The organism is Ruegeria aquimaris, assembly GCF_025751555.1.
Lineage (GTDB): Bacteria > Pseudomonadota > Alphaproteobacteria > Rhodobacterales > Rhodobacteraceae > Ruegeria_B > Ruegeria_B aquimaris.
In genome coordinates, this window is record NZ_JAOWLB010000001.1 from 457,638 (window position 1) to 480,182 (window position 22,545).

General features: G+C 63.0%; 24 protein-coding genes. 14 read left to right on the forward strand and 10 right to left on the reverse strand.

Features of this window, described 5'->3' with window-relative positions; all coding sequences use genetic code 11:
• Positions 1-66: 66 nt before the first annotated feature.
• The 8 genes from OE747_RS02300 to OE747_RS02335 all read left to right on the forward strand — a co-directional run bounded on the left by OE747_RS02300 (position 67) and on the right by OE747_RS02335 (position 8,085).
• The gene (locus OE747_RS02300; protein WP_263826986.1) at positions 67-843 is read left to right on the forward strand and encodes an ABC transporter ATP-binding protein; all 777 of its coding nucleotides are present in this window, start codon (positions 67-69) and stop codon (positions 841-843) included.
• A gap of 37 nt (positions 844-880) precedes the next feature.
• Positions 881-1,603 (forward strand): transporter substrate-binding domain-containing protein, encoded by a 723-nt coding sequence (locus OE747_RS02305; protein ID WP_164132416.1) that lies wholly within the window; start codon positions 881-883, stop codon positions 1,601-1,603.
• Between the two features lie 87 nt (positions 1,604-1,690).
• A complete protein-coding gene (locus OE747_RS02310; protein ID WP_263826987.1) occupies positions 1,691-2,578 on the forward strand; it encodes an ABC transporter permease in 888 nt (295 codons plus the stop codon).
• The gene (locus OE747_RS02315; protein WP_263826988.1) at positions 2,575-3,384 is read left to right on the forward strand and encodes an ABC transporter permease; all 810 of its coding nucleotides are present in this window, start codon (positions 2,575-2,577) and stop codon (positions 3,382-3,384) included. The genes OE747_RS02310 and OE747_RS02315 overlap by 4 nt, the downstream gene beginning before the upstream one ends.
• Positions 3,385-3,393: 9 nt before the next feature.
• Positions 3,394-4,452 carry an NAD(P)/FAD-dependent oxidoreductase gene (locus OE747_RS02320; RefSeq protein WP_263826989.1) on the forward strand — a complete coding sequence of 353 codons (1,059 nt, stop codon included), beginning with the start codon at positions 3,394-3,396 and terminating at the stop codon, positions 4,450-4,452.
• A gap of 189 nt (positions 4,453-4,641) precedes the next feature.
• Complete coding sequence (locus tag OE747_RS02325; RefSeq protein ID WP_263826990.1) at positions 4,642-5,982, forward strand: glutamine synthetase family protein; 1,341 nt, start codon at positions 4,642-4,644, stop codon at positions 5,980-5,982.
• Positions 5,983-6,043: 61 nt separating this feature from the next.
• On the forward strand, positions 6,044-6,724 hold the full coding sequence (locus OE747_RS02330) for a type 1 glutamine amidotransferase (protein ID WP_263826991.1): 681 nt from the start codon (positions 6,044-6,046) through the stop codon (positions 6,722-6,724).
• A 2-nt stretch (positions 6,725-6,726) separates the two neighbouring features.
• A complete protein-coding gene (locus OE747_RS02335) occupies positions 6,727-8,085 on the forward strand; it encodes a glutamine synthetase family protein (protein WP_263826992.1) in 1,359 nt (452 codons plus the stop codon).
• A gap of 130 nt (positions 8,086-8,215) precedes the next feature.
• Here the strand turns inward: OE747_RS02335 and OE747_RS02340 are convergent, their stop codons facing one another.
• Positions 8,216-8,632 (reverse strand): hypothetical protein, encoded by a 417-nt coding sequence (locus tag OE747_RS02340; protein WP_263826993.1) that lies wholly within the window; start codon positions 8,630-8,632, stop codon positions 8,216-8,218.
• Positions 8,633-8,834: 202 nt separating this feature from the next.
• Here OE747_RS02340 and OE747_RS02345 point away from each other — a divergent pair, with 202 nt between their 5' ends.
• Together OE747_RS02345 and OE747_RS02350 are read left to right on the forward strand one after the other, a co-directional pair.
• Positions 8,835-10,049, forward strand: coding sequence for a DegT/DnrJ/EryC1/StrS family aminotransferase (locus OE747_RS02345; RefSeq protein ID WP_263826994.1), 1,215 nt, complete (start codon positions 8,835-8,837; stop codon positions 10,047-10,049).
• Between the two features lie 73 nt (positions 10,050-10,122).
• A complete protein-coding gene (locus tag OE747_RS02350; protein ID WP_263826995.1) occupies positions 10,123-11,838 on the forward strand; it encodes an adenylate/guanylate cyclase domain-containing protein in 1,716 nt (571 codons plus the stop codon).
• Between the two features lie 38 nt (positions 11,839-11,876).
• Here OE747_RS02350 and OE747_RS02355 read toward each other — a convergent pair whose 3' ends face one another.
• From OE747_RS02355 to OE747_RS02370, 4 genes are all read right to left on the reverse strand, one after another.
• On the reverse strand, positions 11,877-12,641 hold the full coding sequence (locus OE747_RS02355; protein WP_263826996.1) for a trypsin-like serine peptidase: 765 nt from the start codon (positions 12,639-12,641) through the stop codon (positions 11,877-11,879).
• Positions 12,642-12,643: 2 nt separating this feature from the next.
• A complete protein-coding gene (phaR, locus tag OE747_RS02360; RefSeq protein WP_263826997.1) occupies positions 12,644-13,204 on the reverse strand; it encodes a polyhydroxyalkanoate synthesis repressor PhaR in 561 nt (186 codons plus the stop codon).
• A 145-nt stretch (positions 13,205-13,349) separates the two neighbouring features.
• Positions 13,350-13,796, reverse strand: a complete 447-nt coding sequence (locus OE747_RS02365) for a phasin family protein (RefSeq protein ID WP_263826998.1) — start codon at positions 13,794-13,796, stop codon at positions 13,350-13,352.
• A 131-nt stretch (positions 13,797-13,927) separates the two neighbouring features.
• Positions 13,928-15,730, reverse strand: a complete 1,803-nt coding sequence (locus OE747_RS02370) for a PHA/PHB synthase family protein (protein ID WP_263826999.1) — start codon at positions 15,728-15,730, stop codon at positions 13,928-13,930.
• A gap of 111 nt (positions 15,731-15,841) precedes the next feature.
• Between OE747_RS02370 and phaZ the strand changes: the two genes are divergently transcribed.
• Entirely contained in the window at positions 15,842-17,116 is a 1,275-nt protein-coding gene (gene phaZ, locus OE747_RS02375; RefSeq protein WP_263827000.1) for a polyhydroxyalkanoate depolymerase, read from the forward strand.
• A gap of 2 nt (positions 17,117-17,118) precedes the next feature.
• Positions 17,119-17,703 (forward strand): DUF6151 family protein, encoded by a 585-nt coding sequence (locus OE747_RS02380; RefSeq protein ID WP_263827001.1) that lies wholly within the window; start codon positions 17,119-17,121, stop codon positions 17,701-17,703.
• A gap of 3 nt (positions 17,704-17,706) precedes the next feature.
• On the opposite strand, the gene OE747_RS02385 is transcribed toward OE747_RS02380, so the two are convergent.
• From OE747_RS02385 to OE747_RS02405, 5 genes are all read right to left on the reverse strand, one after another.
• Complete coding sequence (locus OE747_RS02385; RefSeq protein ID WP_263827002.1) at positions 17,707-18,402, reverse strand: alpha/beta fold hydrolase; 696 nt, start codon at positions 18,400-18,402, stop codon at positions 17,707-17,709.
• Between the two features lie 70 nt (positions 18,403-18,472).
• Positions 18,473-19,087 (reverse strand): hypothetical protein, encoded by a 615-nt coding sequence (locus OE747_RS02390; RefSeq protein ID WP_263827090.1) that lies wholly within the window; start codon positions 19,085-19,087, stop codon positions 18,473-18,475.
• 17 nt (positions 19,088-19,104) lie between these two features.
• Positions 19,105-19,533, reverse strand: coding sequence for a VOC family protein (locus tag OE747_RS02395; protein WP_263827003.1), 429 nt, complete (start codon positions 19,531-19,533; stop codon positions 19,105-19,107).
• Positions 19,533-20,525 (reverse strand): alpha/beta hydrolase, encoded by a 993-nt coding sequence (locus OE747_RS02400; RefSeq protein WP_263827004.1) that lies wholly within the window; start codon positions 20,523-20,525, stop codon positions 19,533-19,535. Before OE747_RS02400 ends, OE747_RS02395 begins: the two co-directional genes overlap by 1 nt.
• Positions 20,525-21,268 (reverse strand): alpha/beta fold hydrolase, encoded by a 744-nt coding sequence (locus OE747_RS02405; RefSeq protein ID WP_263827005.1) that lies wholly within the window; start codon positions 21,266-21,268, stop codon positions 20,525-20,527. Before OE747_RS02405 ends, OE747_RS02400 begins: the two co-directional genes overlap by 1 nt.
• 114 nt (positions 21,269-21,382) lie before the next feature.
• On the opposite strand from OE747_RS02405, the gene OE747_RS02410 reads away from it, so the two are divergent.
• Positions 21,383-22,126: an ArsR/SmtB family transcription factor gene (locus OE747_RS02410; protein WP_263827006.1), complete on the forward strand. Its 744-nt coding sequence runs from the start codon at positions 21,383-21,385 to the stop codon at positions 22,124-22,126.
• Positions 22,126-22,536: an MAPEG family protein gene (locus OE747_RS02415; protein WP_263827007.1), complete on the forward strand. Its 411-nt coding sequence runs from the start codon at positions 22,126-22,128 to the stop codon at positions 22,534-22,536. Before OE747_RS02410 ends, OE747_RS02415 begins: the two co-directional genes overlap by 1 nt.
• Positions 22,537-22,545 lie beyond the last annotated feature (9 nt).

Below are 22,545 nucleotides of genomic sequence, written 5' to 3' on the forward strand. Positions count from 1 at the left end.
GCAATATACCAAAAATTCGGACCTAGTTACGCCCTAACAAAGAGAACAAAAGCACCGGGACACCACGTGACAGACAATCCCCCCGTCATCCAGATCAAGGATCTTCACAAGGCATTTGGCCAGCTCGAAGTACTCAAGGGCGTCGACATCACCGCCCATCGCGGCGACGTGGTGTCGCTGATCGGATCGTCGGGGTCGGGGAAATCCACGTTGCTGCGCTGCTGCAACCTGCTCGAAGACAGCCAGCAGGGCGAGATTATCTTCAACGGCGAACCGGTCGCCTGGACCGGCCAGGGCTCCAACCGGCGCCCCGCCGACCCCAAGCAGGTGCTGCGCATCCGCACCAACCTCAGCATGGTGTTCCAGCAGTTCAACCTCTGGGCCCATATGACCATCCTGCAAAACGTGATGGAGGCGCCGCTGCACGTGCTGGGCCGCGACCGGCGCGAGGTCGAGGACAGCGCCCGCCGCTATCTCGACAAGGTCGGCATCGGCGACAAATGCGATAATTACCCGGCACAGCTTTCGGGCGGCCAGCAACAGCGTGCCGCCATCGCGCGCGGCCTGTGCATGGAGCCGCAGGCGCTCTTGTTCGACGAACCGACCTCGGCACTCGACCCCGAGCTGGAGCAGGAGGTGATCCGCGTGATCAAGGACCTCGCCGCCGAGGGCCGAACCATGATCATCGTCACCCATGACATGAAGATGGCCGCCGATATCTCGTCCCACGTGGTCTTCCTTCACCAGGGGCTGATCGAGGAAGAAGGCTCTGCCGAAGATATTTTCGGCGCGGCCCGTTCCGAACGCCTGCGGGGCTTCCTTTCCGCCACCCAGGCCGCATAAACTCAAAAACACCAAACTCTAAGGGGAGTGTCTCACAATGAAAAAACTGATTCTGACCGCTGCCGCCCTGGCGCTGACTGCGGGCATGGGCATGGCCCAGACCGTGCGCATGGGGACCGAGGGCGCCTACCCTCCGTACAACTTCATCAACGACAAGGGCGAAGTTGACGGCTTCGAGCGCGAACTGGGCGACGAGCTCTGCAAGCGCGCCGAACTGACCTGCGAATGGGTCAAGAACGATTGGGATTCGATCATCCCGAACCTAGTGTCGGGCAACTACGACACCATCATCGCCGGCATGTCGATCACCGACGAGCGCGATGAGGTGATCGACTTCACCCAGAACTACCTGCCGCCGACCGCCTCGGCCTATGTCGCCACCTCCGAAGGCGCTGACCTGTCGGGCGTCGTCTCGGCCCAGACCGCCACCATCCAGGCCGGTTACATCGCCGAAAGCGGCGCCACCCTGGTCGAGTTCGCAACGCCCGAGGAAACCATCGCCGCCGTCCGCAACGGCGAGGCCGATGCCGTGTTCGCCGACAAGGACTATCTGGTGCCGCTGGTCGAGGAATCGGGCGGCGAGCTGATGTTCGTGGGCGATGACGTGCCGCTGGGCGGCGGCGTCGGCATGGGCCTGCGCGAAAGCGACGGCGAGCTGCGCGGCAAGTTCGACGCGGCCATCACCTCGATGAAAGAGGACGGCACGCTGAACGCGATGATCAAGAAGTGGTTCGGCGAAAACGCCGCCATCTACGAATAATCGTGACACGGGCGTGGCGGCCTTCGACGAAGGCCGCCACGCCCCCCGCGCCGCCATTGCCGCGCCACGCCCCGCAAAGGCTCTCCGATGTTTTCCTACTGCGCCGATCCCGACACGCTTGGCACCTTCCGCTGGTTCTCCTGCTACCTGACCAACGGCGTGCACCTGTCGTTCTACATGTCCTTCATCAAGGTGCTGTTGCTCCTCTTCATCACCGCGCCGGTGGCGCTGGCGGTGGGCTTTGGCGGCGCCATGGCCACCCGGGCGCACCTGGCCCCGGTCCGCTGGCTGGGCGAGGGCTATATCGCGATCATGCGCGGCGTCCCCGATATCGCCTTCTTCCTGTTCTTCGTGATCGCGCTCGACCAGGCCTTTGAATGGACCCGCCACCAGGTCCTGTGTCCCGACTGGGACGCGCCGATCCGCCAGGGCAACGACTTCCTCGTCTGCCCCGCCGCCAAGCTGCCGCTCAGCACAGCGCGGGAATCCATACACCAAGCCTATTCCTTCTTCCTCGCCGTCATCACCTTTGCCATCGTGTTCGGCGCCTTTGCCGCCAACGTGCTGCGCGGCGGCATGCGCGCCGTGCCGCATGCCCAGCTGGAAACCGCTGCCGCCTATGGCATGTCCCGGCGGCAGACCTTCTGGCGCATCCTCGTCCCGCAGATGTGGATCTATGCCCTGCCGGGCCTGTCGAACCTCTGGCTCATCCTGATCAAGGCAACACCGCTGCTGTTCCTGCTGGGGATCGAGGACATCGTCTATTGGGCGCGCGAGATCGGCGGAACCAAGACCTCGCGCTTTACCGACTATCCGCACGAGGACTGGCGCATGTGGTACTTCCTGTTCCTGCTGGTCTTCTACCTCAGCTTCACCCGCGTCTCCGAAATCCTGCTGGAGAAACTGACCCTGCGCCTCAGCCACGGCCAGGCCACCACCGGCGGCGAGGCCCTGCGCAAGGAGGCCGCGGCATGAAATCCTGCATCGACACCATCCAGGACTATGGCCTGCGCTCGATCGGTATCGGCGAACGGCTCCTGCCGAAATCCGACTTCACGCTCTGCGAACAGTTCACCCTGATCGGCTCGGGCATGATCTGGAACATCTATTTCGGCCTGATGGCGCTGGTCACCGGCTATTTCCTGGCCGTCACCCTGGCGCTGGGCAAAAGCGCGTCCAACCCCTGGGCGCGCAAACCGGCGGAATGGTTCATCTTCATCTTCCGCGGCTCGCCCCTCTTCATCCAGTTCTTCTTTGCCTATTTCTTCTTCCTGTCGCTGAAGAAGAGCTATCCGATGTTCGACATGCTGACCTCGGCCTGGGCCGGGGCGCTGATCGTGCTGTTCATGAATACCGCCGCCTATTCGGCCGAGATCTTCTATGGCGCGCTGCGCACGATCCCCAAGGGCGATGTCGAGGCCGCCGATGCCTATGGCATGAGCGGCTGGCCCCGCTTCCGCCGCATCGTCTGGCCCACCATGATGCGGCTGGCCTGGCCCGCCTACACGAACGAGGCGATCTTTCTCTTTCACGCCACAACGCTGGTCTTCTTCTCGGCCTTCCCGGCCTGGCAACAGCGCGGCGATGCGCTCTATTACGCCAGCTATTTCGCCGACAAGACCTTCAACCCGTTCATCCCCTACCCGATCCTGGCCTTCTACTTCATCCTGCTGACACTGACCGTGGTGGGTGTCTTCGGGGTGATCAACACCAGGCTCAACCGTCACCTGCCGGCGGAACGGCGCGCCAAGATGCGCTTCCGCCTCAACCTCGCCCGCTGAGGAGCCCACATGCATGTCGTGGTGATCGGCGCCGGGATCGTCGGCGCCTCCATTGCCGATCAACTGGCCGCGCGCGGCGCGCGCGTCACCGTGATCGACCGTTCGGGCCCCGGTGCCGGGGCCTCGGGCATGTCATTCGGCTGGATCAACGCCGCCGCGTCAGAAAGCGACAGCTACTTCCGTTTCCGTCTCGCCGCCGTGGCGCGCTTTCGCGCGCTCTGCGACACGCTCGACCTTTCGGACGCGGTCACCTGGAACGGCTGCATCTGGTGGGAGGACGAAGGCGAGGCGTTCGAGACCCATCTCGACGCCATGGCGCGCTGGGGCTACGACGTCTCGCTGATCGGCCCGGACGCGTTCGCCCGGCTGGAACCCAATGTCGCCAACCCGCCCGAGCGGGCGATCTGGTGCCCTTCCGAAGGGGCGGCCGAACCCGACAAGGTGGCACGCGCCCTGCTGCGCCGGGCAACCGCTAATGGCGCCCGCCTGATCCTGGGGCGCGAGGTGACCGGGCTCACCCGCACCGGCGACCGGGTCACCGGGGTCGAAACCGACCTCGGCCCGATGTCAGCTGATCTGGTGGTCGCCGCCGCGGGCATCGGCTCGGGCGCGCTGACCGGCCTGCCGATGAGCAACCGGCCCGGCCTGATTCTGCGCACCGCGCCCGTCGCCCCGGTGATCAGTCGCATCGTCATGTCCTCGGACATTCATTTCCGCCAGGCCAGCGACGGCCGCCTCTACCTGGGCGAAATCTTCTCGGGCGGCATCGCCACCGAGACGCTCGACTTTGCCAGCGGCCTGATCGACGAGCTGATGACCCGTCTGCGCCGCCGCCTGCCGGGCGTCACGGATCTGCATCTGGAACAGGCCGCCCTGGGCACCCGCCCGGTCCCCGCCGATGGCTTTCCCGCCATCGGATCGGTGCCGGGCCAAGATGGGCTCTACCTTGCCACCATGCACAGCGGCGTCACCCTCGGCCCGCTGGTGGGCGAGCTTGTCGCGCGCGAGGTGGTGGAACAGGACAGCGATCCTTTGCTTACCCCCTACCGCCCGGAACGGCTCTTCTGAGCCGCTGAAATCCTGGTACAAAACGGTCAATTCCCCCCTGGAAGGCGGTACAAAACGGTCAATTTCGATGTGTCCGACGCTCCGTCAGTCACGGCCAAATCAACGAGCCGGGAAATAGAGCTTGCCAGACCCCCCGGACTGGTAGTAGGAATTTGATCAAATCTAACAGACATCGCATGAGAAGGTCCCATGCAAGCCAAGAACTGGCTGCGGAAGAACCCGCAGGTAAGAACAATTCGTGTGGCCGCCGCCGATCTGAATGGTCAGCCGCGCGGCAAGCGCGTGCCCGGCCGGTTCGCCGAAAAGGCAATCGAGGGCGGCACCCGCTTTCCCATGTCGGTGATGAACCTCGACATCTGGGGCGAGGATATCGAAGACAGCCCCCTGGTGCTGGCCTCGGGCGACCGCGACGGCGTGTTGCAGCCGACGGAACGCGGTTTCATGCCAATGCCTTGGCTCGACACGCCCACCGGCCTGTTGCCGATCTGGATGTTCCACGAGGACGGCCGCCCCTACGAGGGTGACCCGCGCCATGCGCTGAGCACGGTGGTCAAACGCTACAAGGCGCACGGCCTGAAACCGGTCGTTGCGGTCGAGCTGGAGTTTTTCCTGATCGACGACAGCGGCCGTCACCTGCAAATCCCGCAATCACCGCGCTCGGGTAAGCGGCGCAAGGCGGGCGAGATCCTGTCGGTGCGCGCGCTCGACCAGTTTGATCACTTTTTCACCGAGCTTTACGACGCGTGCGAAGTGATGGACATCCCGGCCGATACCGCCATCTCCGAGGCGGGCGTAGGCCAGTTCGAAATCAATCTGATGCACCAGGACGACGCCCTGCGCGCCGCCGATGATGCGTGGCTTTTCAAGATGTTAGTCAAAGGTCTGGCCCGCAAGCACGGCTTCGCCGCCAGCTTCATGGCCAAGCCTTACGAAGACTACGCGGGTTCGGGCATGCACATGCATTTCTCGGTTCTGGACGAGGACGGCAACAACGTCTTCGACGACGGCACCGAGCGCGGCAGCGATACGTTGCTGCACGCCGTGCGCGGCTGTCTCGACGCGATGAGCGGCAGCACTTTGATCTTCGCACCGCATGACAACAGCTATGCCAGGCTGGTGCCCAACGCCCATGCGCCGACCGGGGTCGGCTGGGCCTACGAGAACCGGACGGCGGCTATTCGTATCCCCTCGGGCAGCCCTGCTGCACGCCGGATCGAACACCGGGTTGCCGGTGGCGACGTCAATCCCTATCTGATGGTCGCGGCGGTTCTTGGGGCCGCGATCAACGGGATCGAAGACGGTCAGATGCCTCCTGCGGCCGTATCGGGCAACGCCTATAACGCCGATCTGCCACAGATCCCCGACAGTTGGGACGCCGCGATCACGGCATTTGAAACTGATCCGGCAGTCGCCCGGATCTTTGCCCCCGAACTGATCCGCAACTATGTCATGACCAAGCGGCAGGAGTACCGCTACATTCAGGAGTTGACGGAGCAGGAAAAGATCGAAGTCTATCTCGATACGGTCTGACGCGATCAGGCGGCGGGCACTGCCGGGGCCCCGATCCGGCAAAACGTACAATTGGTGATACATGAAAATTGGCATCCTTCTGACCGGCCACGCTCCCGACGCCCTAATCGGCGAAACCGGAGATTATGACAGGTTTTTCAAGAACTTGCTTGGCCCTCAGAATTTCGAATTCGCAACCTATGCGGTGGTGGACGGGCAGTTCCCGGACTGCGCCGACGCGGCCGATGGCTGGCTGATCACCGGCTCGCGCCACGGGGTTTACGAAGACCACCCCTGGATCCCCCCGCTCGAAGCGCTGATCCGCGAGATCCGCGACCAAGGCCAGCCCCTGATCGGCGTGTGTTTCGGCCATCAGATCATTGCCCAGGCTCTGGGCGGCAAGGTGGAGAAGTTCAAGGGCGGCTGGGCCGTCGGCCCCACCAAATACGACCTTGGAGGCCAAAGCGTTACCGTGAACGCCTGGCATCAGGATCAGGTGGTGGCCCTTCCCGAAGGAGCCCGGGTCCTGGGCTCCAACGCGTTCTGCCAGAACGCGATGGTCGCCTATGGCGACAATATCTGGACCATTCAGGCACATCCTGAATACGACAATACCTTTATCGACGGGCTGATCCGCACGCGCGGACGCGGCGTGGTGCCGGACACGGTGCTGGACGATGCGACCCGCCGGCTGGACACGGCACTGGACAGCCCCGCCATCGGTCAACAGATGGTGGACTTCTACAAGAAAGCGAGGGCCTGAACATGGCCGACTGGACTGACAATCTCCCCGATGCCGCAAAGGCATACCTGGAAAACCGCCGCCTGGACGAGGTGGAATGCATCATCTCGGACCTGCCCGGCATTGCCCGTGGCAAGGCGGTTCCCGCCAGCAAATTCGCGCGGCAGGACTATTTCCACCTGCCCGACAGCATCTTTTACCAGACCATCACCGGCGACTGGGGCGACGCCGCAGGCGAAGAGGGCTTTATCGAGCGCGACATGATCCTGCGCCCCGATTACTCGACCGCCACCGCCGCCCCCTGGACCGGCGACTGGACGCTTCAGGTGATCCATGACGCCTATGACCGCGACGGCGACCCGATCCCGTTCAGCCCGCGCAACGTGCTGAAACATGTGGTCTCGCTCTATCACGCGCAGGGCTGGAAACCGGTCGTGGCGCCCGAGATGGAATTCTATCTGGTGGCCCGCAACCTGGACCCGGCCAAAGAGATCGAGCCGATGATGGGCCGCTCGGGGCGCCCGGCGGCGGCACGGCAGGCCTATTCGATGACTGCGGTCGACGAATTCGGCCCGGTGATCGACGACATCTATGACTTTGCCGAGGCGCAGGGATTCGAGATCGACGGCATCACCCAGGAAGGCGGCGCCGGTCAGCTGGAAATCAACCTGCGCCACGGCAGCCCGGTCAAGCTGGCCGACGAAGTGTTCTACTTCAAACGGCTGATCCGCGAGGCGGCACTGCGCCACAATTGTTTCGCCACCTTCATGGCCAAGCCGATCGAGGACGAACCCGGCAGCGCCATGCATATCCACCATTCGATCGTGGACATGGAAACCGGCGAGAACATCTTCTCGGGTCCGCAGGGCGGCGAAACCGACGCCTTCTATCACTTCATCGCGGGTCTTCAGAACTACATGCCCTCGGGCCTGGCGGTGATGGCGCCCTATGTGAACTCGTACCGCCGCTATGTGAAGGACCACGCAGCCCCCATCAACCTGGAATGGGGCCGTGACAACCGCACCACCGGCATTCGCGTGCCGCTGTCCGGCCCATCCGCGCGCCGGATCGAGAACCGGCTGGCGGGCATGGACTGTAACCCATACCTGGGCATCGCGGTCTCGCTGGCCTGCGGTTATCTCGGCCTGATGGAAGAGAAACGCCCGCGCAAGCAGTTCCGGGGCGACGCCTATGACGGCGAGGGCGATATCCCGCAGGTGATGGGCGATGCGCTCGACATGTTCGACGAGGCCAAGGACCTGCACGATGTACTCGGGCCGGAGTTCGCCCGCGTCTACAGCATCGTCAAACGCGCCGAATACAATGAGTTCCTTCAGGTGATTTCACCTTGGGAACGCGAACACCTGCTGCTGAACGTCTGATCAGCGACAGATTGTTCTCCCTGTGATGCGGGAAGGGCTTGCCCTTCCCGTTTTTTTTGCAGCGTCCGCGCATCGTGTTTGTCCGATTTGAACCCAAATCAGACGCCCGCATAAAATTTTTTCGAACCGACTAGCTCAAAACTTCAAACGCAAACATGCGCGATACCATGTTGCCACCGTAGAATAGGGTCTCGTAGCGACCATCTCCGAGGTCTTGGACAGTGAAACAATTTTCACGCTCACCGACAGATTCACCCCACCAACCGAGTTCATAGCAGACGACGTTTCCGGTAACTTTCCACTCGCCGGTGTCCGCGCAATCTCCAGCCATGTCCCCGATCCTCAGGCAAACGGTGCCGTCCTTGTCCCAACTCCAATAGCCATACTCTTCATGCTCGGCATCCCATATGCCCCGGAACATGAGTTCGCGAAGCGGATCGCCTTGGAGTTCACTGGATTGAGCGGTCAATTGAACTACCGAGGCGATGAACACGGCACATCCAAGCACGACCGACAAAATAAGGCTCCGGATAGCTGAAATCCGCATTTCGTCCTCCCGTCATTATCGATCAGCGGCAACCATACAACTTTAGGCCGCTAAAGTCAGCTTGTCCGCATTGCGGACCAACACGACTTGCGGAACCCACATTTACCGCGCGGCGGATTTCTGTATGTCCGTTCAGGATTTTCTTGGCTCTGTTACGCAACTGATTTAGAATTTTGAAAGGTTGAATTCAGGAATCTCAAATATGACGCTGCCACCCAACGTTCACGACGCCGAACCCATTCCCGCCGCCGCGCGCGAAGCCATCGACGCGCTGATGCAATCGGGCGACCTGTTTCGCTATACCGCGCCACAGGATGCGCCGGTCGCGTTGCTGGAGGCGGAGTTCGCCGAACTTCTGGGGTCGAAATACGCGCTGGCGGTGTCCTCCTGTTCGGCCGCCCTCTTCCTGTCGCTCAAGGCGCTTGGCCTGCCCCGCGACGCGCGGGTGCTGATCCCCGGTTTCACCTTTGCCGCCGTGCCCTCGTCGGTCGTGCATGCCGATTGCGTGCCGGTCCTGTGCGAGGTCGGCGCCAACTATCGCATCGACATGGCCGATTTCGAGGCCAGGCTGGACGGCGTGCAGGCGGTGATCATCAGCCATATGCGCGGCCATACCTCGGACATGGACAGGGTCATGGCGCTCTGCGACGCGCGCGGCATTCCGGTGATCGAGGACGCGGCGCATTCGCTCGGCACCACCTGGCATGGCCGCAATATCGGCACCATCGGCCGGGTCGGCTGTTTCTCGTTCCAGTCCTACAAGATGATCAACGCGGGCGAAGGCGGCATCCTGGTCACCGACGATGCCGATCTGGTGGCGCGCGCGGTGATCATGTCGGGCGCGTATGAGCATAACTGGAAGAAACACAAGGGGCCGCAGGGGCAGAACTCGCCGGAACTGGCCGAGGCCTTTGCCCGCTGGCAGAACAAGCTGCCGCTTTACAATCTGCGCATGTCGAACCTGAGCGCGGCGGTGATCCGACCGCAAATCCCCGAACTGGCACGCCGGGTGCGCGACGGGCTGGTCAATCACGACTATGTGGCGGGTCGCCTGAACACGTCCCCCTTCATCGACGTCCCTGCCCCGCTGGCGCCGGAACGGCGCGCCCCGGATTCGATCCAGTTCAACCTGATCGGGCTGGACGAGGCGGAAACCCGCGCCTTTGCCGCAGCCGCCGAGCGGCGCGGCGTCAAGGTGCAGGTGTTTGGCCTGGGCGAGGATAATGCCCGCGCCTTCTGGAACTGGCAGTTCCTGGGCGATGTGCCGGACCTGCCGCAGACCCGCGCCATGCTGATGCGCGCCTGCGACGTGCGCCTGCCGGTGCGGCTGAGCCGGGCGGAACTGGACGTGATCGCCGATATCCTGCTGGCAGCAATGACCGAGGTGACCGGCCCTGCCCGCGCCTATGGCACCTGAGGCATAGATTTTCCTAGGAAAATCGCCGCCGTTTTGTTGGAATGGGCTTGCCCGTTCCAACAGAGCCGCCACCATGACCCGACGCCTGACCGCTATCCTTGCCGCCGATGTCGTCGGGTTTTCCGCGATGATGGGCCGCGACGAGGCGGGCACGCTGGCCCGCCTGATCGACATGCGCAAGACAGTGTTCGACCCGGAAGTGGCGCGCACCGGCGGCCGCATCGTCAAGCTGATGGGCGACGGCGCTCTGGTCGAATTTGCCAGCGTCGCCAATGCGGTGTCCTGCGCCATCGCGGTGCAGGAACGTCTCGCCGCGGACCCAACGCTGAAACTGCGGATCGGGATCAACCTTGGCGACGTGATCCAACAAGGGAGCGACCTTTACGGCGACGGTGTCAACATCGCCGCCCGCCTTGAGGCGCTGGCCGAACCCGGCGGCATCTGCGTTTCTGGCCCGGTTGCCGACAGCCTGGGCAGCAGGCTGGACCCGCGCTTTGCCGATACCGGGTTGCAGCCGCTCAAGAACATCGAAAAACCTGTCCGCGTGCTGCGCTGGTTGGCAAACATGGAACCCGCAATAGCCTTGGCCGAACCAGGGTTCGACCGGCCGGGCATCGCCGTACTGGCCTTTGACAACATGTCCGCCGACCCCGAGCAGGAATACTTCTCGGACGGGATCGCCGAGGACATCATCACCGCCCTGTCGCATTTTCGCGAATTCAAGGTCATAGCGCGCAACACCACCTTCACCTACAAGGGCAAGGCGGTTCGCGTCGACCAGGTCTGCCGGGATCTCGGCGTGCGCTATCTGCTCGAAGGCAGCGTGCGCAAGGCGGGCAACAAGGCCCGCGTCACGGCCCAGCTGATCGACGGCGAGACCGGTGCCCACCTCTGGGCGAACCGCTATGACCGCTCGATCGACGACATTTTTGCGGTGCAGGACGAGATCACCCAGGCCATTGTCGAGGCGGTGGCGCCCGAGACCATGAACGCCGAGTTCAAACGCGCCCGCAACCGGCCCGAAAGCCTGTCCTCGTGGGACAAGGTGCTGCGCGCGCGCTGGTATTTGGGCAAGTTCTCGCAGCCTGACAATGAAGAGGCGCGCGCCCTGCTGAGCCAGATCGTCGCCAGCGATCCGAACATGAGCGAAGCCCATGCCGGGATCGCGCTCTGCGATCTGATGGCCATGCTGCATGTCTGGCGGTCCGACACGGGGGCGGCGATCCAGTCGGCAAAATCGGCGGCGCGCAAAGCAGTGGAGCAAGACGACAACAGCGCCAATGCGCATGCTATTCTGGGCATGGCTTGTATCTTTGCCCGCGACTTCGAAGAGGGGGAAACCCACCTCATGCGCGCGATCCGGCTCAACCCCAACCTTGCGGTCGGATACGGGAACTGTGCCGCGCTTTACGGCGTTTCCGGCCAATACCCCGAGGCGAAAGCCGCCTATGAACGGGCCGCCGCGCTCAGCCCGCGTGACCCGCTAAAGCCCTTTTGGCGGGGCGGTTTCGGCATCGGTGCCTATGTCGCGGCGGATTTTGAGACCTGCCTGAACAATGCACGGGCGGGCCTGCGGGAAACACCGGGATATGCCTCGCTGATGCGGCAGGAGGCCGCCGCACTGGCCATGCTTGGCAGGCTGGACGAGGCACGATCCTCGGTCGGCAGGCTGGTGGAAAAGATGCCCGGTCTGACCGTCACCCGCGTCCGCGCGATGGTGCCGGTGCGGCACGAGGCCGATTGGGAGCTTTGGCTGGAAGGGCTGCGCCGGGCGGGTTTGCCGGAATAGCCACTCGGGCAAGCGCTCTCCGCTCCGCGCGGCGGCATTCACTCCCCTGTCAGGTCAAACAGCGTCACCGGCAGGAACAGCGCCGAAACGCCCTCGGGTGTTGGCGTGACGCGGGACAGGATCGCCACCACGCCGGGCTGCTTGTCCGGGCCGGACAACAGCGGCGCACCGGAATCCCCGCGCATCACCGGACAGAGTCCACGCAGCAGCCCGTCCGCCGCCGGGCGGACCGGACACTCGCCCGTCACGCTCAGCACATGCGGACGCAATCCGCTGTATCCCGCAACGAAACCGGATTTTCCAGCAAGGGAAACCGGCAACGTCCTGATCGACTGGCCCAAGGGCTGCGCCAGTTCCAGCACCGCCCAATCCAGCGCTGGATCAGGGTGAAACCTGCCGCCGACCCCCTGTTTCGGATCGAGCCGATAGCGGCGCACGGGCGAATTCGCCGTTGCCTCGCCCCGCTGGTACCCCGCCACGAATTGCATCGCGCCCGGCGGAACCCATCGCTTGCGCGCCTGATCGTACAGGCAATGCGCCGCCGTCAGCACCAGCCGTTCGGCGACCAGAACACCGCTACAATGAAACCTTGCATCCGGCCCGGCGAAGTTCACGCGCCCCATGGCGCTCCACGGGGGTTGCGCCGCGTCTACGATCCGGCGCGCCCGGATGTCCGCGCATCCGGTTTCGGATTGGCGCCCCAGCCCGCAGATCTCGTCATAGTCGGGTGTCACCACGCCCTGCGCCTGCGCCGCAGCACAGGCCAGTAAAGCCAACAAGGCCAGCGGCAAGAGCCGCGCCAAGATCAACTCAGCTTGGAAAGCTTGCGCTGCAACTCGGCCAGTTGTTTCTTGATATCGTCCAGATCCTCGCCCGAGTCCACCGAACCGGCCTCGTCCCCTTTGCGGCCCTGCCCGCTCCAGTTGGAACCAAGACCGCCGGTCATGGCACGGATGAACGCTTCTTGCTGGGCCTTGAGCGCCTCGAAGCCCGGCATCTGTGACATCGGGTTCATCGCGTTCATGTTCTCCATCAGCTTGGACTGGCTGTCGCGCAGCATGTCGAACGAACTTTGCAGGAACTGGGGCATCATGCCGCCGCCCGGCAACATATAGCTGCGCACGAGGTCGTTGAGCACGTTCACCGGCAGCACGTTTTCACCGCGGCTTTCATGCTCGGCAATGATCTGAAGCAGGTACTGCCGGGTCAGGTCATCGCCGGTTTTCAGATCGACGATCTGAACTTCGCGCCCGGCGCGGATGAACCCCGCGATGTCTTCCAGCGTCACGTAATCACTGGTCTCGGTGTTATAAAGGCGCCGGCTGGCGTAACGCTTGATCAGTAGCGGCTTGTCTCCATCGCCCACGGCGAGCACTCCCCATTTTTATCGCGCTGCGGCAAAGCCTATGCGAGCGCAGCACAAAAGAAAAGAGAAAGGGCAGGTCTTTCGACCTGCCCAGCGGGTTCGCACTAAAGGGGGGAGGAGAGAGAGTGCGCCCCCGCGCTTTCGCTTATTTTGCAGCTGCGGCTTTCTTGGCAGCGGCGGTCACGTCGTTGGTGGCCTTTTTCACGGCTGCGGTCGCATCTTCGGTGATGTCCTTGCCAGCGGCCATCAGCAGCTCGACGGTGTCCATCTGCACTTTCTTGGCGATCTCGGCGAAGGCGGCCATGTTCTCGGCGGCAACTTCGGCCGATGCGCTGGCGAAATCGGTCATCGCCTTGGCATAGTCTGCCGGCTCTGCCTTTGCTTTCGACATGTCGCTCAGCTTGGCCAGGGTTTCCTTGGTCCACTTGCTGGAGATCTCGGCCGATTTCTCGGCGGCTTCCAGAGCGACGCCCGACAGTTTCTCGTTCAGGGCTGCGGTCGACTTGAACGCGTCTTCCATTGCCTTGGTGTCAACCGGGAATGCACCCATCATGTCTTTCATGACGGCGGAAAAATCTTGGGTCTTTGCCATTGTCTCAATCCTCTTTGCCGGGTCCGGGCCCACCCCGTTTCCTTCGGCTTGAGAGGAATATGCTTTCTGCGATGCAGCATTTCAAGTTTTTTTTGCTGCACCGCAGAATTTTTTCATCTAAGCACAAGAAATCAATGACTTGCCTTGGCAACCACATAGGTGCCGGGCGCCGGGCACAGGCGGGGGTGATCCGAATCACCGGTATCCCGGGCGGGAACCTGCTTGCCCGCGCGCTTTTGCATCCAGGCATCCCACATCGGCCACCAGGAGCCTTCGTTGAAATCGGCCTCGGCCATCCAGGCATCGGCATCCAGCTTCAGGTCGGGATTGGTGTAATGGCCGTATTTCTTCTTGGACGGCGGGTTCACGATCCCGGCAATGTGACCGGATTCCGAGACCACAAAGGTCTTCGACTTAGACCCCATCTGCTGCACGCCGCGATAGCAATCCTTCCAGGCCGCGATGTGGTCTGTCTCGCAGGTAATCGCCATCAGCGGCACGTCCACGTCGCGCACATGCAGGGTGTGGCCCATCAGGTCGAACCCTTCTCCGGCGAACTGGTTGCCCTGACAGAGGCCGCGCAGATACTGCTTGGCCATTTTGCCAGGCAGGTTCGCCCCGTCGCCGTTCCAGTACAGCAGGTCGAAGGCCGGCGGCGTCTCTCCCATCATGTAGCTGCGGATCGCCGGGGAATAGACTAGGTCGTTTGACCGCAGGTAAGAGAAGGTGCGCGCCATGATCCAGGACCGCAGCACGCCATCCTTGTCGATCTGGTCTTCGATCCCGTCGATAAAATCGTCCTGAAGGAACGGGGTGAACTCGCCCTGATCCGAGAAATCGGTGAGCGCGGTAAAGAAGGTCGCCGATTTCACCGACTTGTCGCCGGTCTGTTTCATCAGCGACAGCGTCAGGCTCAGCGTGGTGCCCGCGATGCAATAGCCCACCGCATTGACCTGCTTGACCTTGCAGATCTTCTTGACCTCGTCGATGGCGGTCAGGAAACCGTCCTGAACGTAGTCCTCCATCCCCACATCGGCATAGCTGGCATCCGGGTTGATCCAGCTGACGACAAAGATGGTGTAACCCTGCTCGGTCACCCATTTGATGAAACTGTTCTGCGCCTTCAGGTCCAGGATATAGAACTTGTTGATCCAGGGCGGGAACAGCACGATCGGCGTTTCATAGACCGTATCGGTCACCGGTTTGTACTGGATCAGCTCCATCATCCGGTTGCGATAGACCACGTCGCCCGGCGTGGTGGCAATGTTGCCGCCAACCTCAAAGGCGCTCTCGTCGGCCAGCTTGACCACCAGCTCGCCGCCATTGGCCTCGAGATCCTTGATCAGGTTCTCCAGCCCCTGCAACAGCGACCGCCCCTCGGTTTCAACCGCCCGTTCCAGCGCGTCGGGGTTGGTGCCCAGGAAATTGGTCGGCGCCATCAGGTCGATGATCTGCTGCGAGAAATACTTGAGCCGCTTGCGGTCCTTGTCGGGCAGATCATCGACCGAGGCGACCGCCTGCGCCAGCGCGGCGGCATTGGTCTGGTACTGCTGCTTGACGAAGCGGAAATAGGGGTTGGTTTCCCAAAGCGGGTTGGCAAAGCGACGATCCTTGGAGGCGTCCTCGCCGTCCTCGACTTCACCGGTCAGCAGGGCCTGTTGCGCTTCGGCGAAATTCATCACCGACTTGCCCCAGAACTCCAGCTGCTGCTCCAGCAGCTTGGCGGGGTTTTGCCAGGCCTCGGTCCAATAGGCCGTTGCTGCCTTTGCAAAAAGCTCTTGATTCGGACCGTCCAGCGCCGGGGTGTGAGGTTTCCGTCCGGCCATCAACTCGACCAGCCGTTTGGACAATCCCTCGACTTTCGCCATATTTTCCTTGAGCTGTTCAAAGTGTTCGCCGGTCAATTCCGGCGTTTGCCCGTCACTTGTTGTCATTTTAAGGAATCCCCCTTAACGTCGCTGCTATGCAGAATACCGTCGTGGGCGTCGGGGGGCAAAGCGACGAATGGTCCAAACTCTATGGGTGTGGCTTAGGAGGCCCATTTCATGCGCTACATGATGACCTACGACATGATGGAAACCGTTCGGAACACCAACCAGTGGCTTGGGGCGACTGCCAGCGCGATGGCATCCTACCCGGCGTTTTCGATGGTTCCCAACCCCCTTTTCAACTGGATGGCCGCCTGGGGCGAGGTGACCGAGCGCACCTTCCAGCGGATGATCGTCAAACCGGACTGGGGCATCCGCACCTTTACCTGTGAGGACGGCAAGGATCACCTGGTCGAGATCACCACCGTGGTCGAGCGGGACTTCGGCGACCTCGTTCACTTCAACGTCGCAGGCCGCGAGACCCAGCCGCGCAAGGTGCTGATCGTGGCCCCGATGTCGGGACACTATGCAACGCTGTTGCGTTCGACCGTGAAAAGCCTTCTGGTCAATTGCGAGGTCTATATCACCGACTGGCACAACGCCCGCGATATCCCGGTCTCGGCGGGCAAGTTCGATGTCGAGGATTATACACTCTACCTCGTTGATTTCATGCGCAAGCTCGGCCCCGACACCCATGTCGTGGCGGTGTGTCAACCCGCACCTCTGACGCTGGCCGCGACCGCCTATCTGGCGGAACTGGATCCCAAGGCACAGCCCAGTACGCTGACCCTGATCGGCGGCCCCGTCGACCCCGATGCAACGCCGACCGAAGTCACCGATTTCGGCCGTCGCGTCACCATGGGCCAGCTCGAACAGTCGATGATCCAGCGGGTCGGTTTCAAGTACAAGGGCGTGGGCCGGATGGTCTATCCCGGCCTGCTGCAACTGGCCTCGTTCATGTCGATGAACGGCGACCGCCACTCCAAGGCGTTCGTGGACCAGATCTATCGTGTGATGCGCGACGAGGCATCGGATCACGACGCGCACAACCGGTTCTACGACGAGTATCTGGCGGTCATGGACATGACGGCCGAATTCTACCTGTCGACGGTCGAGCGGGTGTTCAAGGAATGCGAGATCGCCAAGAACAAGTTCGTGGTCGATGGCCACAAGGTGGATATCTCGAAAATCACCGATGTTGCGGTGATGACCGTCGAAGGCGCGAATGACGATATCTCGGCCCCGGGCCAGTGCATCGCCGCTCTCGACCTGTGCACCAGCCTGCCCGACAGCAAGAAGGCCAGCCATCTTGAACCCGGCGCCGGGCACTATGGCATCTTTGCGGGCCGCAGCTGGCGCGACAATATTCGCCCGCTGGTGATCGAGTTCATGAACAACAACGCCCGCAAGGACAAGAAGATCAAGGTCGCCAACACGAACTCGGCGGCCTGACCATGCCAAAGCGTCCCGCCGGGCCGTTGGCGTTTGCCTGCGCCTGCGGGGCGCTCTCTGGCCACCTGACCCCGGCGGCGGTGCAATCCGGGACCCATGTGGTCTGTTATTGCGCCGATTGCCGGGCGGGGGAGCTTTATTTCAAGCAACCGGATCCGGCCCCGGGTCCGGTGGACATTTTCCAGCTCAGCCCCGATGGAATCGTCATCGAAAAGGGGCGCGAGCACCTAGCGCTGATGCGCCTGTCACCCAAGGGTTTGTTCCGCTGGTACGCCAAGTGCTGCAACACCCCGATCGCAACCACGCTGAAATCGGCCAGGACCCCCTTTGCCGGGTTCAACACGCGGCGACTGGCCGATACGACTGCCTTGGGGCCGGTGCGCACACAGGGCTTTGTGCCCCAGCCCAGCGGCGGCACCAAGCATATCAACGCCATCCCGGCGGTTTACGGATTGTTGTCCCGGATGCTCTCGGCACGGCTGTCGGGGCGCTGGCGGGAAACCCCGTTCTTTGATCCGGCCACCGGCGATCCGGTGGCGGAACCCCATATCCTGACCAGGGAAGAACGCCAGGCGCTCTACCCCTGACGCTCAGCCCACCAGCCAGCCGCGCAGATATTCTGTCACTGTCTCAGGTGTCTCCAGCGTCGGCAAATGGCCCGCATCCTCTATCACCTTCAACTCGGCCCCACTGATCAGCTCCGCCAGGAACGTATGCCGCCGGACCGAGGTCATCCGGTCATGCGCGCCGCAAAGGATGAGGGTCGGCACCTTGATCTTGCGCAGGGTGCCCTGCTGATCGGGGCGCCGTTGCAGCGCCTTCATCTGCCGCACAAAGACATCCGGGCCCAGCCCCACCCCCATGTCGCGCACCAGATCCAGCAGCGCCATCCGCCCCGGCCCCGGCGCCAGCGTCTCGGGCCGCGTCATCTGGGCCAGGGCCTGGTCCAGCTTGCCCACCCGTGCGCTGATCATCAGCGGTTCGCGCGCGGCGGCGATCTGCGGCGTGTCGGTGGTCGCGTCGGTAGACATCAGGCATAGCCGCGTGATCCGCTCGGGCGCCCGCCGCATCAGCTCCATCGCCACGATCCCGCCCATGCTGAGCCCCGCCAGCGCAAACCGCGCCGGAAGCTGTGGCAGGATCTCCCGCACGATATCCTCAATGCGCTCGGCCTGCGTGATCGGACAAAACATGACCGCCCGGTCCTGTGACAGCTGTTGGATCTGGTGCTCGAAAAGCCGCACGTCACAGGCCATGCCCGGCAACAAAACCAGGGGTTCGGTCATTGTCATCCCTTCCGCCACTCACCTCAACTGACGGTAGAATGGGCATTTTCGGACGACCGGACAAGCCCTGTCAGGGATATCGGATGCCAGGGAAGGGTGGAAAATCGGCATAGGCCGCCTGCCGCTTGTCCAGCGGCACCGACGGCTCCTGCCCTTCCACCACCAGCCGCCCGCGCGGCGCGATATAGCTGTCGATCCGGCGCAGCGGCACCGGCCGCCACACCAGGTTGAAGGCGCAGAGTTTGGGAAAGAACCAGATCTCGGAATAATCCAGGTGATCGTGCAGCCACCAGGCCAGATCGCGCCAGTCGCGCCCCTGCGCATAGCGATCGGCAAACCAGGGGATCACCACCGAGGCCCCGGCAATCCGCGCCTCTCCCCGCCCCCGGTCCCAGATATGACACTCCAGCGGATGATCGTTGCGGGCGCAATTGAGCCGGTTTTCATTGCCGAACCGGTTGAGCGCCGCCGAGCGATAGCCCGAGCGCACCGCGATACGGCCAAAAGTCTCCTCCAACGGGTCCAACAGCGTCTCGCAAAAGGCCCGCCCGGTCTCTATCGCCAGATCGGGATCGTCGGGAATGTTCTGCCGCGCATGGAAATTGCCGATCTCTGAATAAAGAAAATCGCGCATGAAAAAGTGGCGCGACAGGCGCACACGGCCCAGCGTCTCCAGGCTCCACATGCTGCCCGGGCGGCGCATCAGCCGTACCCGTTCCAGCGAAACTCTCCATTGGGTCCCAGCGCAGAAAACGGGTTGTGGGCGATTTCCCAGATGCTGCCATCCGGGGCGCGGAAATAGCCGTGATAGCCACCCCAGAACACCTCGGACCCGGGTTTGAGGATCTCGGCCCCCGCTTCGCCCGCACGCTTCAGCAGCGCATCAACCGTTTCCCGGTCGCGGCAGTTATGGCTCAGCGTCATCGCCCCCTGCCCCAGTTCTCCCACCGGCAGCCCGATATCCTCGGCCAGCGCCGCCAGCGGGTATAGGCCCAGCACCTGCCCGATCAGGTCAAAGGCGATCACCCCATCCGGGGTGTCGACCCGGCGCCAGCCCAGCGTCTCATAAAAGGATGCCGCCGCCGCGATATCCTCGGCACCGATAGTGATCAGGCTCACCCGTTGCTCCATCACTCTATTCCCTGTTCCCGCAGCCAGGCGAGCATGCCCGCGACCGCGATATCGGTCTGCCCCGGCGACATGATATCGCCCGCGATCACATGCGAGGACGGATCATCGCCCGACCCCATGGTAACCGTGCGCATCTCGGCCGGACCGCCCCAGCGCCTGACCACCTCGCCGGTCAAATCGGGGCGCACCACCTTGTCGTCGGGCGAAAACCAGAACAGCGTCGGCACCCTGGCCTGTCCAAAATCAAGCGAAACCACCTTCTTGACCAAGGCCGCCATCGGCACCAGCGCCGACCAACTGTAACGAGTAGTCCAATAGGTGTTCTTGTCCGGATCAGGGCTGCTGGCATCCCGCTCGCCGCCCATGACCAGCGGCAACCAATACCGCGCGCCCGGCAGGGTCGGCACAAAGGCCAGCGGGTCGTTTACCCCGAAATTGGGCGAGACAAGGATCATCGCCACCACATCGCGCGACAGTTCGGGGTCCAGCGCCGCCGCCGCCGCCAGCGTACCGCCGGTCGAGGTGGACAGGACAATCACCTTTTCGCCAACGGCGCGGCCCGCCGCCAAAGCCTCGGCCGCATCCCGCATCCAGCCCGACGCCGTGCCTTCGGTCATTGCCGCGCTGCCGCGCCCATGGCCCTGCAACCGGGTATAGACCAGATTGGCGCCCAGCGCCGCGGCGATGCGGTCGGGAACCGGGCGGAGTTCCTCGGACGTGGCCGAAAACCCGTGCAGGTAGACCAACGAATAGGGCGTACGCCGCTCATATCCGTCCGCAGTCCATTCCACCCGCTTTTCAACACCAGGAACCATGTCGGCAAAGCCCGACTCGACACTTTCGAAATAGACCTGAACCCCTTCGCCAAACTTGCGCGGATCGAAATCGGCAGCCAGATCGACCTCCTCATAAGGCCCAAACCACCAGGCCAGCCCCCACGCCAACGCAAGCACCGCAAGGGCACGCCCCAGAAACTTCCCGAGCCACCGCATCAGCCACAACCCCGAACGTCGTTCACCGCGTCCTCGATGATCTTCAGACAGGTCTCGTCCGAGAACCGGTGATCGGCGTCCTTGACCAGCAACAGGCGCATGTCCGGCCCGGTGGCATGTTGCAAAAGCCGCACCGCCGTATCGACCGACACCGCCGTATCGGCGGTGCCTTGCAGGAAACGCACCGGAAACGGCAGATGCAGCGGCGCGCGCAGCACCAGATGGTTCCTCCCGTCCTCGATCATGCGGCGGGTGACGATATAGGGTTCCATATAGTCCGAGGGCAGTTCCACCCGGCCCTCGGCCGCCAGCTGCGCCTTTTGCCCCGCGTCGAACCCGGCCCACCAGCCGTCCTCGGTGAAATCCGGCGCGGCGGCGATGGTCACCATGCCCGCCATGCGGTCTGCCCGCGCCCGCGCCAGCAGAAGCGCCTGCCAGCCGCCCATCGACGAGCCGACCACGATCAGCGGCCCCTCGGTCAGGCTATCGACAACGGCCAGCGTGTCCTCATGCCAGTCCCCGATCGCGCCCTCGTCGAATATGCCTGAGCTTTCGCCATGTCCCGAGTAGTCGAACCGCAGAAATGCATGCCCCCGCGCCCGCGCCCAGGCCTCCAGATGCACGGCCTTGGTGCCTTCCATGTCCGATTTCAGCCCGCCCAGGAACACGATGCAGGGACCGTCGCCCGGGGTGAGATGATAGGCGAGGCTGCGCCCCTGGTCGGTTGTCAGAGTATCGCTCACCGGGCTTTTCCTTTGCTGGTCGTTTTCCCAAGCCTCCATCGCTTTGCAGGCGGGTGCAAGGCTCATTAAGTTACCATATTGTCACGTGACTATCGAATCACATATAGTCGCAACATGGACATTCTTTTCAAAGCTCTCAACGACCCCGCCCGCCGCGCCATTCTGGACCAGTTGCGCCAGAAGGACGGGCAAAGCCTGAGCGAGCTGGAAAGCAAGTTCGACATGACCCGGTTCGGGGTCATGAAACACCTCAAGCTGCTGGAGGAAGCGCATCTTGTCCTCACCCGGCGCGAGGGGCGGTTCAAATACCATTACCTCAACCCCCTGCCCTTGCAGGACATGATCAACCGCTGGGTGGTGCCCTTCCTGCAACCGCAGGCACAGGGGCTGGCCGCGCTGAAAGAGAAATTGGAAACGGAGAACAGAATGGGAAAGCCCGATTTCATGATGCAGACATTCATCCGCTGCACACAGGATGCGCTCTGGGCGGCGCTGACCGAGACCGAACAGATGGCGGCCTATCACTTCCTCTGCAACGAGGTGCAGGGCAAGGTCTCGCCCGGCGAGACGGTCGAGTTCATCACCCCCGCCGGCGGCGCGATGCTGCGGCAGGTGACCCGGAAGCTTGACCCGAAATCGCGGATCGAGATGAGCTTCGAGCCGCTTTTCATGGGGCCGGGCGCCGTGGCCTCGGAAATGGTCTATCTGATCGAACCGCAGGGCGAGATCTGCAAGCTGACCATCGAACACTACAACCTCGCCGTCGGGCAAGAGGGCATCGGCGAAGGTTGGGCGCGTCTGGCCGCTTCGCTCAAGAGCTATCTGGAAACCGGAACCGCGTTGAAAGGGGCCGCATGATGGACAGCTTTCCCACCGAACTGGGCATCCTCACCTGCCTGATGATCCTCGCTGCATCGCTCTGGATACCCTACGTCGTCGGCATCGCAACCGACCCCTCGCACGAAGAGGCCTTCGCCCGGCCCGCGCAGATTGCCAATCTGCGCCCCTGGGTGCAACGCTCGCATCGGGCGCATCTGAACCTCTTGGAACAGGCGATGCCCTTTGCGGTACTGGTGCTGATCCTGGCGCTGATGAACGGGTTCTCGACGCTGACCTACTGGACCGCCATCGCCTTCTTCTGGATCCGGGTGTTGCATGCAGCGGGCATGATCTCGGGCTTCGCCCGGATGCCGCTGCGCCCGATCCTGTTCAGCGCGGGTTGGGTCTGCACCCTGCTGATGGCCTATGCCATCTTTGCCGCACGCTAAGCGCGAGGC